Here is a 13887-nt window from a genome sequence, read left to right as displayed (position 1 = left end):
ACGCCGAATCCGTCTCCACGCAAGCCGTGCAGACGGATTCGGCGTAATTCGGCGCGGACACCGAACCGGGCAAGCCAAGAGTTGGCTGCCCGGCCGCGGTGATCGGCACGATTTCCGTTGGTTAATGCAACCCTGACCGATTACCGTGGGCCTACGTGACTGAACAGCGACGAGGCCTGCTCTACGGGCTGGCCGCCTACACGGCCTGGGGAGCGTTCCCGCTCTACTTCAAGCTCCTGAAACCGGCCGGAGCGCTGGAGATCCTCGCCCACCGCATCGTCTGGTCGCTGGTCACGGTCGGCGTACTGATCCTGGTCCTGCGGCGCTGGCGCTGGTTCCGCACGGCAGGGCCGCGGACGCTGGGCCTGCTGACGATCGGCGCCGTCCTGATCGCGGTCAACTGGTACACCTACATCTACGGCGTCAACTCCGACCACGTCGTCGAGACCGCGCTGGGGTACTTCATCAACCCGCTGATCTCGGTGCTGTTCGGGGTCGTCCTGCTCTCCGAGCGTCTGCGCCGGACACAGTGGATCGCGTTGGCGATCGGCGCGGCGGCGGTCGTCGTGCTCACGGTCGACTACGGGCGACCGCCCTGGATCGCGGTCACGCTCGCGGTGAGCTTCGGCCTCTACGGGCTCTGCAAGAAGGTCGCGGGGGCGCCGGCTGTCGAAGGCCTCACCACCGAGTCGTTGGTGCTGGTGCTGCCCGCGTTGGGCTACCTGCTGTGGTTGGCGTGGCAAGGGGACGCCCAGTTCGGGCACGTCTCCGTCGGCCACACCGTCCTGATGATCGTGTCCGGGGCGCTGACCGCCGGTCCGCTGCTGGCGTTCGCCGCCGCCGCCAACCGGATCCCGCTGGCGACCATCGGTGTGCTGCAGTACCTGACGCCGACACTGCAGTTCCTGCTCGGCGTCACGGTGCTCGGCGAGCACATGCCGACCGCGCGCTGGGCCGGGTTCGGGCTGGTGTGGCTCGCGCTGGTGGTGTTCACCCTCGACACCGTCCTGGCCGCGAGGCGGCCCGCTCAGCGCGACCCGGACGCGGACGCTAAGCCACCGCGGTCGCGCCGGCGTGCAGGACGCGCTCACGTTCGGTCTGACCCACAACCAGCGGGCCGACGTCGAGAATGAGCGCCACCTCGCCGTTGCCGAGAATCGTCGCGCCGCTGATGCACTTCGCCCGCGAGAACAGCGGCCCGAGTGGCTTGATCACGGTCTGGAACTCGCCCATCAGCGCGTCCACCACCAGCCCCGTCCGCTGACCGGACTGCTCGACCACGACGACGCTCTGCCGCCGCGCCGGCTGCCCGTCGATGCCGAACATCGTCCGCAGCCGGATGAAGGGCAGCACCTCACCGCGCAGATCCATGACGTCCCGGCTCCCCACGCCCGGAACGATGGCGCCGGGTGGCAGCTCCACGCACTCGGTCACCCGGTCGAGCGGGACGATGAAGTACCGCGAACCCACGCCGACGAGGAAGCCCTCGATGATCGCGAGCGTCAGCGGCAGCCGAATCCGCATCGTGGTTCCGACGCCCAGCGAGGTCTCGACCTCGATCGTGCCCCGCAGCGCCGTGACGTTACGGCGCACCACGTCCATGCCCACGCCCCGGCCGGACAGGTTCGACACGGTCGCCGCCGTCGAGAAGCCCGGCTCGAAGATCAGCTCGTAGACCTCGGCGTCGGTCAACACCGCGCCCGGTTCGACCAGCCCACGCTCGATCGCCCGTTCCAGGATCTTGTCCCGGTCGAGCCCGCGCCCGTCGTCGGCGACCTCGATGACGATGCTCCCGGCGTCGTGGAACGCGTTGAGGCGGAGCGTGCCGCGGGCGGGCTTTCCCCGCCGCAGCCGCTCGGCCGGCGGCTCGATGCCGTGATCCAGCGAGTTGCGCACCAGGTGGACGAGCGGGTCACCGATCCGCTCGACCAGCGCCTTGTCGACCTCGGCGTCCCCGCCGGTCACGACCAGGCCGACTTCCTTCTGCAGTTCGACGCTGACGTCCCGGACGACGCGCTCGAACCGGCGGAACGTCGTCCCGATCGGCACCATCCGTAGCGAGAGCGCGCTGTCCCGCACCTCCTCGACCAGGCGCATGACCTCGCTCTGCGCTTCCGCCACGCCGGACCGGTCGCCCGCGTCGGTCATGCACACGACCCCGGCACTCGCCTGGGCGATGACCAGTTCGCCGACCAGGTCGATGAGCCGGTCCAGTCGGGCGGCGTCCACGCGGAGCGTCTGGGTGTCCTGCTGGGCGCGGGTCTCGCCGGCCTTGCGCTGCTTGCCGAGCGCGGCGTCGACGACCTGGCGAGGAACGATGTTCTGCTCGACCAGGATTTCGCCGAGCGGCACGATCGCGTTGGCGCTGCGGGAGCGCTCCTGCTGGAGGCGCATGGCGTCGGCGATCTCCCGCTCGGTCGCCGCCCCGCTGCGGATCAGGATGTCGCCGATCCGGTCGCTCTCCGGCAGCGTCCCGATCAGCTTCACGTACGAGTCGACCTGCTCGGCCGCGGGAGTGATCCGGATGTCGCTGTCCTCGCGGACGAACTCGAAGATGCTCTCGATGTCGGCCTTCGGCACGGTCGTGACGTAGTCGACCTCGAACCCGAGGTAGCACGTCTCGGGGTTCAGCTCGGCCAGCGGCGGCAGCGAGTCGGACCGGACCTGGAGGTCGAGGACGGTACCGACGGTCGCCAGGTAGCGCAGGAACGCCAGCGGGTCCATGCCGTTGCGCAGGCTGTCCTCGCCGAAGCGCAGGCTCAGGTGCCACGACCGCTCGTCGTCGTCCAGCTCGGAGTCGGACGGCTCGGACGACGGAGCGGCCGACGCGTCCGGCACCGCCGCGGCCTCGGCGCCGGGCAGGAACGGTTCGAGCCTGCTCAGCAGCATCGCGCTGGTGCTCTGCTCCTCCGGCGTGGCCTGTGACCGCCCGCTCGCGACGCCTTCCACCAGGTTGAGGATGTGGTCACCGCAGGGCAGCAGCGCGCTCACCATTTCGGGTGTCACCGCCAGCTCTCCGCGTCGCACCAGGTCGAGCATCGTCTCGATGACGTGGGTGAACTCGACGATGTGCCCGAGCCCGAACATCCCGGACGAGCCCTTGAGCGTGTGCACGGCCCGGAACAGGGCGTTGACCGTCTCGGACCCGGCCGAGCTGCCCTCCAGGCGGAGAAAGCCATCTTCGACGTCTTGTACGAGGTCACGGGCTTCGGTAACGAAGACGTCGAGAGCGTGACCGTACTCGTCGTCCATGCTCATCAGTGCTCCAGCTCGCGGGTCAGTCGGGTGAATTCCAGGAGGTTGCGCACGATCGGGCTCGTGCCGGCGAGCGTGACCGTCGCCCCCAGCCGCTCGGCTTCCCGCTTCGCCACCAGCAGGATCTGCAACCCAGCGGTGTCGATGTCCGTGACCGCGGAGAGGTCCAGCTCGAGGTTGGTCCCGGTGGCGAGGTAGGGCTTCAGCCGCTCGACCGTCTCCGCAGCGGTGACGATCGTCAGCTCGTCGTTCAGTTCCAGACGGGTCACGGCGCGATCAGTTTCGACACGGCGGCGAGCATCTGTGGCGGCTGGAACGGCTTCGTCACCCACGCCTTCGCGCCCGCCGCCTGCGCCGCCTTCTTCTTGTCCTCCTGCGACTCGGTGGTCAGCATGATCACCGGCGTGAACTTGTAGGCCGGCAATTTCTTGACCTCGGTGACGAACGTGATGCCGTCCATGTTCGGCATGTTGACGTCCGAGATGATCAGGTGGACGCGCTGGCCGTTGAGCTTCGCGAGCGCGTCCTTGCCGTCGACGCCTGCGATGACGTCGTAGCCGGCACCCTTCAGCGCGATCGTGACCACCTGCCGCACCGACGCGGAGTCGTCGACTATCAAAATCGTCTTCGCCATGAGCCCTACCCCCTAGAAATTGGCTCGCTCAGAAGAACGTGATCTCGGATTCGCGGTGCCGCGCCGCCCCACCGGTCTCGTGTGCCAGACGCTCCTCCTCCATCGTGTACTCGGCGGCCAGCGCGTCGAGCAGGCCCTTCGCATCCAGCGGTAGCGGCTCACCGGTCGGGGCCTTAGGCGCGTCCGCGACCACCGTCGGCAGCTGAGTGATGCTGTCCCGGAGGTGTTCGAGCACCTGGCACACCCGGTCCTGGAACTGCAGCGCGACGAGCGACGCCGCGATCTGCTCGCGGATGCCGACCGCCGCGGACTCCAGCTGACCGGACGACTCCCGGAACCCCGTGACCACGGACTGCAGGTCTTCCAACACGTCGTTCACGTCGCCGTTGGCCCGGGAGACCGCGAGGTCCTCGCGCTCGGCGCCCTCCTCCGCGCTGGCCATCACCGACTCGATCGCGCTGCCGACACCGGACACCTTGTCGGTGATCCGTTTGCTGGTGGCCAGCGACCGCTCCGCGAGGTGCCGGACCTCCAGCGCGACGACGCCGAACGCCGCGCCCGCCTCGCCGACCCGGGCGGCCTCGATCGCGGCGTTCAGCGCGAGCAGGTGGGTCTGGGACGCGATCGCGGTGACCTCAGCAGCCATGCGTTTGAGCTCGTCGTTGAGCTCGACCAGCGTGCGGAGCTCGTCGAGTGCCTGGCGTTTCATCATCACCGCGCCCTCGAGCGTGTTGACCACCTCGCCCAGGCGTTCCCGGCTGCGATCGAAGACGGCCCCCGAGTCGCCGTGCAGGACGCCGGCGGACGAGTCGAGCACCGTGTCGAGGTTGTCGACGATTCCCGCGAACTGGGCGGTGACGCCGCTGATCGCCGTCTCCATCTGCACCCGGGAGGTGTCGACCTGCGCCGACCAGACCGGCGCGACGGCTCCGGTGAAGTCGACGACGCTGCGGTGGTAGCCGACGACGTCGCTCTTCGCCTGCACACCACCGTCGGCTGGTCGACCACGCCGCGAGCCCACGCCGTAGCCGACGCCGAGACCGACAACGAGGGTTACCAGTGCCACGAGCAGCTCAGCCATATTTGCGGATCACCTCGGGTATCGCGGACAGCGGCGCTTCACGGTCGGCCGCGCCGAGCCGCATGGCCTCGTGCGGCATGCCGTACACCAGGCTGGTGGCCTCGTCCTGGGCCACCGTGAGAGCTCCTGCCTGCCGCATCTCGAGCAGGCCACGGGCGCCGTCGTCGCCCATGCCGGTCATGATGACGCCGAGCGCGTTCCGCCCGGCCATCTTGGCGACCGACCGGAACAGCACGTCGACCGACGGGCGATGCCGGTTGACCAGCGGGCCGTCGAAGACCCGGACGCGGTACTGCGCGCCGTCGCGACGCAGCTCCATGTGCCGACCGCCCGGCGCGACCAGCGCTCGTCCGGTCAGCACTCGGTCGCCGTCGACCGCCTCGGACACCTCCAGCTCACACAGCCCGTCCAGCCGGGCCGCGAACGCCGCGGTGAACTTCTCCGGCATGTGCTGGACGATGACGATGCCCGACGAGGTGGGCGGCAGCGCGGTGAGCACCACTTCCAGCGCCTGAGTGCCGCCGGTCGACGTGCCGATCGCGACCACCCGGTCGGTCGTCGTGGTCAGGGAGGGCCCGCGGTCGAAGACTGGCGTCGCGCCGACCCGCACCGGAGTGCGGGCGGCGTTCTGTGCCCGCTGGACGTTGCTGCGCGCCGCCGCGCGCACCGCCGCGACGATGTCGCCGCCCTCGTCCTGGATGAACTGCCGGAGACCGCTGGTCGGTTTCGGAATGACGCTGACCGCCCCGGCGGCGAGCGCCTCCATCGTGGTCTCCGCGCCGCGCGCCGTCATCGTCGAGCAGATGACGACCGGCGTCGGACGCGTCGTCATGATCTTCTTCAGGAACGTGATGCCGTCCATCCTGGGCATCTCGATGTCCAGGACGACCACGTCCGGCCAGGCGCGGTTCATCCGCTCCATCGCGAAGATCGGGTCGGCGGCCACGCCGATCACTTCGATGTCACCGCTGCTGGTCAGTCGCGCCGACAGCGCCTGCCGCACCACGGCCGAGTCGTCGACGATCAGCACCCCGATGCTCATGCGGACTGCTCCGCCCGCTGCTCGGCTTCTGCGGCCGCCTGGTCCGCCACGGTCTGCCCGGTGTGTTTCATCCAGACTCCGCCGTCGGACAGGTCGAACACGATGTGCCGCGCCCCGGTGCCGCCCAGGTGCGTGGCGGTCAGCTCGAAGCCGTGCTGTTCCAGCAGCTCCAGCCCGATCTCGATGTTCTGCCGCGGGATGTCTAGCGCGCGGCGAGCAGCCGGGAACTGGTTACCACCGCCGAACATCTTCACCTGGTACTCGTGTGGCATCGTGCGGGTCCGGGACAGCTCGCGGAGGAACAGCTCGATCGCCTCGTCGGCGTAGCGACCGTTCAGTTCGTGCCCGGCGTCCGCGGGGCGACGGCGGCGCGGAATCATGTAGTGACACATTCCGCCGATGCGCCGCCGCGGGTGCCACATCGAGATCGAGACGCAGGAGCCGAGCAGCGTCCGGATCCGCGTTCCCGCCGACGCGAAGCAGAAGTCGCCGGGGTGGAGGATCACGTCGCCGGCCTCAAACACCGTCCGCTCCGGTACGGCAGTAGACGGACGGCTCCACCATCGTGAGCCGGGATGTGATGCCCTTCAGGGTCTCGGACAGGCTGACGATCAGGTGCCCTCCGGGCTGGAGCATCTCCTCCAACCGCTCGACCAGGGCGACCTTCGTATCGGCACCGAAGTAGATCATCACGTTGCGCAGGAAGATGACGTCGAACCGGCCGAGCCCCTGCAGGTTGTCCATCAGGTTGGCGCGCACGAACGTCGTACGCACGCGGATCTCCGGGGCGATCGCCATCAGACCGTCGTACTCCTCCCGGCCCTTCCGGCAGTACCGGCGCAGCAGCGGCAGCGGGATCCGCTCCGCGGCCTTGATCGGGTAGAGGCCCCGCTGCGCACTGGCCACCACCCGGGCGGACACGTCCGTACCCACGACCTCCCACGGGGTGGTCGGCAGCGCGTCGGCGAGCACCATCGCGGCTGTGTAGGCCTCCTCGCCGCTGGAGCTGGCCGCGCTCCACAGCCGGAACGGGCGATGGGCCGGATGCGCGGGCAGGATCACCTCACGGAGGTAGTCGAAGTGCCGCGGCTCGCGGAAGAAGAACGTCTCGTTGGTGGTCAGCAAGTCGATCGCCTGATGGAGCTCCGGCTCCTCCGGCCGTTGCAACAGGTCGAAGTACTCCCGGTAAGTGGTGATCCCCAACTGCCGCAGCCGCTTGTCCAGTCGGCCCATGACCAGCGACTCTTTGCCGGGCGTCAGACGAATGCCGGTACGCCGCACCAGCAGATCGCTGATCTGCTGGAACTCTTCGCGGGTGATCGGCTTAGGGTGAGGAGCGGTCAGTGTCATGACGTCCGGGCGCTCCGGGCCGCGGCCTCGGCGGCGACCGGATCGGTGGTCGCGCTCTGCAGGCTCACCATGTCGCTGATCGAGAGCACCCGGCTGACGTCGAGCACGATGACGAAGTCGTCGTCGCGTTTGGCCATGCCGCTGATGTAGTCGGCGCGGATACCCGCCCCGAACGCCGGTGCGGGCTCGATCTCGTCGGGCGCGAGGCGCACGACCTTGTTCACGACGTCGACCAGAATCCCGATGTCCTGGGTTCCCTCGTTGGCGGGCTCCCCGTCGTCTGCCGACGCCTCCGCGGCCGACGGATTCGGGATCCGGACGATGATGATGCAGGTGCGACGCGCGATCGCGGTGACGCCGCGGCCGAATCGGATCGCCAAGTCGATGACCGGAACCACTCGTCCACGGAGGTTGATCACGCCGCGGATGAAGTCGGGCATCATCGGCACCGGCGTCAGCTGGCGGTGCTCGAGGATCTCCGTGACGTTGAAGATGTTGAGTGCGTACAGCTCGCCGTTCAGCGTGAATCTCAGGTAGCGGTCGGACTCCGCGGCGCTCATTTCGCTACGAGTGTTGGGCTGCTGCGCCATGGACGTGCTGCTCACCGCTGTCTCCCCCTCTGAATCACCGGTGCCGGCTCGAGGCCGGTCCTCCCGGGGCCACGGGAGGACCGGCTGGTTCTAGAAGCGGTCGAACTTGCTGTCGTCGATCTCGCCCCCGACGTCGCCGCCGCCGCTCCGGGATCCGACCGGCAGCGCTCCGGCCGGGGTCACCCGAGCCGTCCCGGTGGCGGTGGGCCGCTTCCCGCCACCACCGCTGTTCCCTCCATACGTCCCGCTGTAGGCCAGCGCGGGCGCACGGCGGCGGGTGTTCGACATCGTGAAGAAGCCCATGACCTCTTGCAGCTGCGCGGTCTGCGCCGACATCTCCTCGGCGGTCGCAGCCAGTTCCTCACTGGAGGACGCGTTCTGCTGGGTGATCTTGCTGATCTGGTTCATCGCGGTGTCGATCTGGCGGACGCCGGAGGACTGCTCGCTGCTGGCCGCGGCGATCTCCTGCACCAGGTCGGACGTCCGGGTGATGTTCGGCAGGATGTCCTGGAGGAGCTGACCGGCGCGCTCGGCGGTATGCACGCTGCCCGACGCCAATTCGCTGATCTCCGCCGCGGCGACCTGGCTGCGCTCGGCGAGCTTGCCGACCTCGGTCGCCACGACCGCGAACCCCTTGCCGTGCTCGCCGGCCCGTGCCGCCTCGATCGTCGCGTTCAGCGCCAGCATGTTCGTCTGGAACGCGATGTCGTCGATGATCGAGATCTTGCTGGCGATCTGCTTCATCGCGTCGACGGTCTGCAGCACGGCGCTGCCGCCCTCGGTGGCGTCCGCAGCGGCCTTCGTCGCGATGCCCTCGGTGACGCCGGCATTCTCGCTGTTCTGGGTGATGCCCGCGCCCATCTGCTCGATGCTCGCGGTCGTCTCCTCCACGCTCGCCGCCTGCTCGGTGGCTGCCTGCGACAGCGACTGCGACGCCCCGCTGATCTGATTGGACGCGCTGGTGAGCTGGTCGGTGGACTCGATCACCGTGCCGACCGTCTCGGACAGCTTCTCCATCGCGGTGTTCAGCGCGGAACCCATCTGGCCGACCTCGTCCCGGCTGTTGACCGCGAGCCGTTGGTCGAGCCGTCCTTCGGCCAGGCCGCCCAGGACCTTGACGGTCTCCCGGAGCGGTTTCGCTATCGATCGGGTGATCAGCTGGACGACGACGAACAAGAGGATCAGGGCGACCACGATCAGCCCGATCGTCAGCACCCGAGCCGCCGCATAGGCATCCGTGGACTCCTGGAGAGTGGCTTTCGCATCCGTGTCCTGCAGCGCGGCGAGTTTGTCCAGCGTGGCGATGAGCGAGTTCGCCAACGGGTTCGTGGTCGCCTTCCGGTAGGCGAGAAACTCGGTGTACTGGTTGTTCGCAGCGAGCGGGATCGCCCGCTCGGTCAGCGCTTTCTCGTACGCGGCCCAGGCTTCGGCAAAATCAGCCCGCAACTGCGCGCCCGTTCCGACGGCGGAGGTCGCCGCGAACGTCTCCCACGCCGTGTGGGCATTGTCGATCGCGCCCTCGACGGTGACTCTCGCCGCCTGGTTCTCCGCCGGCGTTTGGGCGACAGCGAGGTTGAGAAGCTCGCGCCGAACGTCCGAGACCCGCGCCTCCACGGTGGTGATCAGCTGCACCTTGTGCAAGTTCTCGTTGTAGAGAGATTTCAGTCGGTTCTGGGCCTGGCCGAGCTGATATACGCCGACCAGGCCGACGGCCAGCAGGAGCACGCACATCAGCGCGGCCAGCGTTCGCAACTTCCACGCGACCGGAAGGTGTCTGAAGGCGAAGCCGCTCGAGCGGCGCGCTCCGACGGACGTCTCGGCCATTCCTGAGCTCCTCGAGTTGCGCTGCGGTAGCAGAGAGCCGTGATCGTGATCACGCGTCGCATCTCCTCATCGGCTGGGGCACCGACCGTCTGAGTCGTTCGATCGAGCACCTCCGCCCGACCGAGCAAGAACGTTGTCGCTTTGCTGTAACGCTGTTATTGTTTCAGACATGGAGATCTGGACCCTTCTCGACGGCACCGCTGGCTCGACCCTCCGCGCGCACGTCGACAGCTCCGGCACCCTGCGGGCCGACCCCGCGCAGGACGTCTTCGGTTGGCACCGGTCGGCACCCGGCTGGTGCCGCGGCGACGCGTGCATCCCCCATTTCCGTACCGCCGACCTGGAGACCGACGACGGTCTCGACGTCGTCGGGTTCGCGGCACTCGCCGGGCTGGTCACCGCGCTCGAGCCGGAGACGCGCACGCTCGCAGCAGTTCCGGACGCCGCCGCACGCCGCCGCGACCTGACCGGCGCGATCGCCCCCGACGTGACGCTTCCGACGCTCTCCGGCGAGCCGATTCCGCTGAGCAGCTTCCGCGGGTCGAAGGTCGCGCTGGTCTTCTGGGCGTCCTGGTGCGGGTGCCGCTACGACCTCGGCGCCTGGCAGGAACGGCATGCCGCGCTGGCGTCTGCGGGCTTCACCGTGGTGACGATCGCGCTCGACAACGACGTCGCGGCCGCCGCGCCGTGGCACGCCGAGGCGGGCACGACCCACCCCGCCCTGGTCGACGTCGACGGCGTGGCCGCGGACGCGTTCGACGTCGTGAACGTCCCGACCGTGGTCTGGCTGGACGAGGACGGCCGGATCGTCCGGCCGCAGGACTCCCAGACCGCCACCGATCGCTTCCGGGACTGGAACCACCTGAGCGCGGAGGCCTCCGGCGAGGCGCTGCGTCGCTGGGTCACCGACGACGACCCCGGCCTCACCCCGGCCGAGGTCCGCGAACACCTGCGCCTGCCCTCCGACGACGACCAGCGCGCCCGGGCGGAGACCCGGCTGGCCACGTGGCTCGCCGCCGCCGGTCATCCGGACGCCGCCGAGCGGCACTTCACCGCCGCCGCGGCCGCCGCTCCGCACAACGTCGCACTCCGGCGAGGCGCGATGCCCCAGCGCGGCATCGACCCCTTCGGCGACGAGTACTTCCGGCTCGCGGGCGAACTCGCCGACGCCGGTGTCCCCCTCCACCGTCCTCTCCCCTAGGAGGAACCTCGTGCCCACGATCCCCTGGACCCCCGCGGCCGAGGCGAAATCAGCAACCGGGCCGGCGCTCGCGATGGCGTCGGAGTTCGAGCTGACCTCGCTCCGGCACGTTCCCCGCTTCTTCCTCGACTCGGTGCGCATCTACCGGCAGACGGTGCGTGCAGACGGCGCGCTCGGAGTGTCGCTGGAGGCCCATCCGCTGCGCGGACGGTTCCGGACGCTCAGCAGCTGGCGTGATCGAGCCGCGATCGACGCATTCGTCCGGACCGAGCCCCACCGATCAGCCATGCGGCGGCATCATGCGTCCATGAAGCGTTCGAAGTTCGTGTTCTGGGACACCGCCGAGCCGAAGCTGAGCTGGGACGAGGCGACCCGTCACCTGGCCGCGGCTGCCCCCCGGTGACGAAGCCCCCAGCGCCCCCAGCGAGTCCAGCGAGTCCAGCGACCGAGACGCCGTACCGGCGGGCGCAGGCGGCTGGGCAGGACGCACTGCGCCGCACGGTGCTGGACGCGGCGAGTGCTCTGCTGGTCAGCGAGGGCCCACAGGCGCTCACGATGCGGCGGATCGCCGGCGACATCGGCTGCTCGACGACGGTGCTCTACACGATGTTCGGCGGGAAGGAGGGCCTCGCCGAGGCTCTCTACCGGGAAGGGTTCGCGCGGCTGCGGCAGCGGCTGGTGGACGCGGTCGCCTTCGCCGGTGACGACCCCGGGGAGCGGCTGGCCGCTACCGGACGGGCGTACCGGGAGAACGCTCTGGCCGAACGTGCCTACTACGGCGTCATGTTCGGCCAGGTGATCCCCGGGTTCACCCCCTCGCCGGAGGCGGTCGCCGAATCGAAGCGGGCGTTCGACGTCCTCGGCGACGCGGTGGCGGCACTCCGCGCCGCCCGCCCGGATGTCGGGTCACGGGCTCCGGACGGGGTGGACGCCGATCTGGTGGATCCGACGAATCTGCTCTGGGCGGCCGCGCATGGCGTCGTGAGCTTCGAACTCGCTGGTCACTACCCCGACGAGGCCACCGCGACCGCGACCTACCGGACCGCGCTCACCGCGATCAGTACCTTCCTCGGCCTGCGGTGATCACTTCGGGTGACCTAGCGGTTCCAGCGGGCAAAACACCTGGAAGTTCTCCTCTCGGCGCATCCTCCCCTTACCGTGTTCACAGCGGTGCATCTGGGGAGACGAATGCGCGCGGTATTAGTACGACGTTCGGGTTCAGGTCAGCCGGACGTCCGGCGTCGCCGACGTCGGTGGGTGGTCGCGCTGGTCGTGGCCGTTGCCCTGATCCTTGGCGTCACCACGACACTGCTGGTCCGGACGCTGCGCGACGAGCCGCCGAAGCCGGGCGAACCGGCCGCCCGGCGGTACGGGTTCGCCACCGACGGCGGGGCGCCGTGGGCCCCGGAGTCCGGCCGGCTCGCGATGACGAAGCGCGGTGGGTCACAGCGCATCGAGATCGGCTTCCGGTTCCGTACCGAGGATGCGATCGAGCGACTGGACGGCCACGGCCTGGAGCTACGGCTGACCGTGCGAACGGTCGGTCCGTGCGGAGCCGCCTCCGGCTGGAGCGCCGCCCCGACGGACGGTGAGGCCGCGCCGAGCGTCGAAGGCCTGCCGAAGAAGGCCGTGCCGTACGTGGCGGTCGACGAGGGGCAGACGTGCACCGAGACGCTCGTGCGGATCGGCGCGTTGAAGCCTGCGGAGTTCACGGCCGGGCGCGACTACACGGTGACCGCGGAGGTCCCCGCCGGGCGAGCAGCGCCGATCGGCGCCACGCTGACGATCGCGCGGCGCACGGTGGGCGACTGCGCCGGCGACTCCGGATCCGATCCGGCCGACTGCGCTCGCGGAACCGTCGCGTCGTACGGACCGGACGTGGAGGAGCTGGTGAGCGCCGACCGCGGGTGGGCGTTCGACGGGTCGGGCTGCCGGCGCTGGTTCAGCGAGGCGACGGCGAGCTTCCCCTGCCTGCCCTCCGAGGGCGCCCGCATCATGACGCTCGGCGACAGCATCACCTCGGGCGCGATCGGCGACCACACCTGGCGGTACTGGGCCTGGCAGAAGCTCCAGCCGGCGTCCCGCCCGAACTGGGTCGGCACCAAGACCGAGACCTGGACCGGGGACTACGCGGTACCGCACGACGAGTGGGGCAGCCGCCACGACTCGCAGGCCGGCGTCACCGCGGACACCGTCGAGGAGCGGGTGCCGTCGTTGATGCGAAAGGTTCAGCCGGACCTCGTGCTGATCGACCTCGGCACGAACGACACGCATCCACTGCACGGGAGCACGGCCGCGGACGCCGCCGCGAGCCTCGACCGGATCGTCGCCGCCGCCCAGGCCGCCGACCCGGACGTGCAGATCCTGCTGGCGCAGCCGGACGGCCACCAGGACGTCCCGCTGAGCGTGATGGCGGAGCTGGCGATCCGATTGGCCGGGGTGGCCGCGGCCCGGACGACCAGCGACTCGCTGGTGAGCATCGTCGACCTGCGGACCGGCTGGGACCGCGACGTCCACACGTTCGACGGGACGCACCCGACCCAGGCCGGCGAGTACCTCATCGCCAGCCGGTTCGTGAACCGGCTGGCGAACACGTTCGCGTTCGGCCGGGTCTACGGCTCGGTCCCGGGACCGCCGGTGCCGGAGGCGCCGAAGAAGGTCGAGGCGCTGGCCCAGAACGGTGGGCTGCTGCTGGCCTGGCAGCGGATGCCACAGGTCAGCGAGTACCGGGTGTACCTCCGGGACTCCACGGCGGGTGGGAAGTTCAAGCGGGTCGGGTCCGGCTCCCGGGAGGCGACCTGGGGCACGGACGGGATGGTGCCCGGCCACGAGTACGACTACTACGTGACCGCGGTCTCGGCGGGCCGGGAGAGCCGACCCTCCAAGATCGGCCACGTACGAGCCTCCTGA

The 13887-nt window shown here is 69.6% G+C and carries 14 protein-coding genes; 5 read left to right on the top strand and 9 right to left on the bottom strand.

From position 1 onward, the window contains the following. Nucleotides 1–155 precede the first annotated feature (155 nt). Entirely contained in the window at nucleotides 156–1133 is a 978-nt protein-coding gene (gene rarD, locus ABEB28_RS26590) for an EamA family transporter RarD (RefSeq protein ID WP_345730940.1), read from the top strand. On the opposite strand, the gene ABEB28_RS26585 is transcribed toward rarD, so the two are convergent. The 9 genes from ABEB28_RS26585 to ABEB28_RS26545 all read right to left on the bottom strand — a co-directional run bounded on the left by ABEB28_RS26585 (nucleotide 1051) and on the right by ABEB28_RS26545 (nucleotide 9776). Then, on the bottom strand, nucleotides 1051–3258 hold the full coding sequence (locus tag ABEB28_RS26585; protein ID WP_345730939.1) for a chemotaxis protein CheA: 2208 nt from the start codon (nucleotides 3256–3258) through the stop codon (nucleotides 1051–1053). The two genes, rarD and ABEB28_RS26585, sit on opposite strands and share 83 nt — an antisense overlap. Continuing rightward, the gene (locus tag ABEB28_RS26580) at nucleotides 3258–3524 is read right to left on the bottom strand and encodes an STAS domain-containing protein (protein ID WP_345730938.1); all 267 of its coding nucleotides are present in this window, start codon (nucleotides 3522–3524) and stop codon (nucleotides 3258–3260) included. Before ABEB28_RS26580 ends, ABEB28_RS26585 begins: the two co-directional genes overlap by 1 nt. Beyond that, a complete protein-coding gene (locus tag ABEB28_RS26575) occupies nucleotides 3521–3889 on the bottom strand; it encodes a response regulator (RefSeq protein WP_345730937.1) in 369 nt (122 codons plus the stop codon). Before ABEB28_RS26575 ends, ABEB28_RS26580 begins: the two co-directional genes overlap by 4 nt. Nucleotides 3890–3917: 28 nt before the next feature. Beyond that, nucleotides 3918–4970, bottom strand: coding sequence for a methyl-accepting chemotaxis protein (locus tag ABEB28_RS26570; protein WP_345730936.1), 1053 nt, complete (start codon nucleotides 4968–4970; stop codon nucleotides 3918–3920). Continuing rightward, nucleotides 4963–6012: a protein-glutamate methylesterase/protein-glutamine glutaminase gene (locus tag ABEB28_RS26565; RefSeq protein ID WP_345730935.1), complete on the bottom strand. Its 1050-nt coding sequence runs from the start codon at nucleotides 6010–6012 to the stop codon at nucleotides 4963–4965. The genes ABEB28_RS26570 and ABEB28_RS26565 overlap by 8 nt, the downstream gene beginning before the upstream one ends. Next, nucleotides 6009–6536 carry a chemotaxis protein CheD gene (locus tag ABEB28_RS26560; RefSeq protein WP_345730934.1) on the bottom strand — a complete coding sequence of 176 codons (528 nt, stop codon included), beginning with the start codon at nucleotides 6534–6536 and terminating at the stop codon, nucleotides 6009–6011. Before ABEB28_RS26560 ends, ABEB28_RS26565 begins: the two co-directional genes overlap by 4 nt. Continuing rightward, on the bottom strand, nucleotides 6529–7362 hold the full coding sequence (locus ABEB28_RS26555; RefSeq protein ID WP_345730933.1) for a CheR family methyltransferase: 834 nt from the start codon (nucleotides 7360–7362) through the stop codon (nucleotides 6529–6531). Before ABEB28_RS26555 ends, ABEB28_RS26560 begins: the two co-directional genes overlap by 8 nt. Beyond that, nucleotides 7359–7952, bottom strand: a complete 594-nt coding sequence (locus tag ABEB28_RS26550) for a chemotaxis protein CheW (protein WP_345730948.1) — start codon at nucleotides 7950–7952, stop codon at nucleotides 7359–7361. The genes ABEB28_RS26555 and ABEB28_RS26550 overlap by 4 nt, the downstream gene beginning before the upstream one ends. 90 nt (nucleotides 7953–8042) lie before the next feature. Beyond that, nucleotides 8043–9776, bottom strand: coding sequence for a methyl-accepting chemotaxis protein (locus tag ABEB28_RS26545; protein WP_345730932.1), 1734 nt, complete (start codon nucleotides 9774–9776; stop codon nucleotides 8043–8045). A gap of 169 nt (nucleotides 9777–9945) precedes the next feature. On the opposite strand from ABEB28_RS26545, the gene ABEB28_RS26540 reads away from it, so the two are divergent. The 4 genes from ABEB28_RS26540 (at nucleotide 9946) to ABEB28_RS26525 (ending at nucleotide 13887) form a co-directional block, all read left to right on the top strand. Further along, nucleotides 9946–10977, top strand: coding sequence for a redoxin domain-containing protein (locus ABEB28_RS26540; RefSeq protein ID WP_345730931.1), 1032 nt, complete (start codon nucleotides 9946–9948; stop codon nucleotides 10975–10977). Nucleotides 10978–10987: 10 nt separating this feature from the next. Further along, a complete protein-coding gene (locus ABEB28_RS26535; RefSeq protein ID WP_345730930.1) occupies nucleotides 10988–11380 on the top strand; it encodes a DUF3291 domain-containing protein in 393 nt (130 codons plus the stop codon). Beyond that, entirely contained in the window at nucleotides 11377–12060 is a 684-nt protein-coding gene (locus tag ABEB28_RS26530; protein ID WP_345730929.1) for a TetR/AcrR family transcriptional regulator, read from the top strand. Before ABEB28_RS26535 ends, ABEB28_RS26530 begins: the two co-directional genes overlap by 4 nt. Nucleotides 12061–12165: 105 nt before the next feature. Then, nucleotides 12166–13887: an SGNH/GDSL hydrolase family protein gene (locus ABEB28_RS26525; protein WP_345730928.1), complete on the top strand. Its 1722-nt coding sequence runs from the start codon at nucleotides 12166–12168 to the stop codon at nucleotides 13885–13887.

This window comes from Cryptosporangium minutisporangium, from assembly GCF_039536245.1.
Taxonomy (GTDB): Bacteria; Actinomycetota; Actinomycetes; order Mycobacteriales; family Cryptosporangiaceae; genus Cryptosporangium; species Cryptosporangium minutisporangium.
This window is presented reverse-complemented; position numbering and strand designations above follow the sequence as displayed.

Coding starts and splice junctions, on each gene's coding strand:
- ABEB28_RS26585 (WP_345730939.1), bottom strand. CDS start 3,258: ATGAGCATGGACGACGAGTACGGTCACGCTCTCGACGTCTTCGTTACC.
- ABEB28_RS26575 (WP_345730937.1), bottom strand. CDS start 3,889: ATGGCGAAGACGATTTTGATAGTCGACGACTCCGCGTCGGTGCGGCAG.
- ABEB28_RS26570 (WP_345730936.1), bottom strand. CDS start 4,970: ATGGCTGAGCTGCTCGTGGCACTGGTAACCCTCGTTGTCGGTCTCGGC.
- ABEB28_RS26565 (WP_345730935.1), bottom strand. CDS start 6,012: ATGAGCATCGGGGTGCTGATCGTCGACGACTCGGCCGTGGTGCGGCAG.
- ABEB28_RS26555 (WP_345730933.1), bottom strand. CDS start 7,362: ATGACACTGACCGCTCCTCACCCTAAGCCGATCACCCGCGAAGAGTTC.
- ABEB28_RS26550 (WP_345730948.1), bottom strand. CDS start 7,952: ATGGCGCAGCAGCCCAACACTCGTAGCGAAATGAGCGCCGCGGAGTCC.
- ABEB28_RS26545 (WP_345730932.1), bottom strand. CDS start 9,776: ATGGCCGAGACGTCCGTCGGAGCGCGCCGCTCGAGCGGCTTCGCCTTC.
- ABEB28_RS26540 (WP_345730931.1), top strand. CDS start 9,946: ATGGAGATCTGGACCCTTCTCGACGGCACCGCTGGCTCGACCCTCCGC.
- ABEB28_RS26525 (WP_345730928.1), top strand. CDS start 12,166: ATGCGCGCGGTATTAGTACGACGTTCGGGTTCAGGTCAGCCGGACGTC.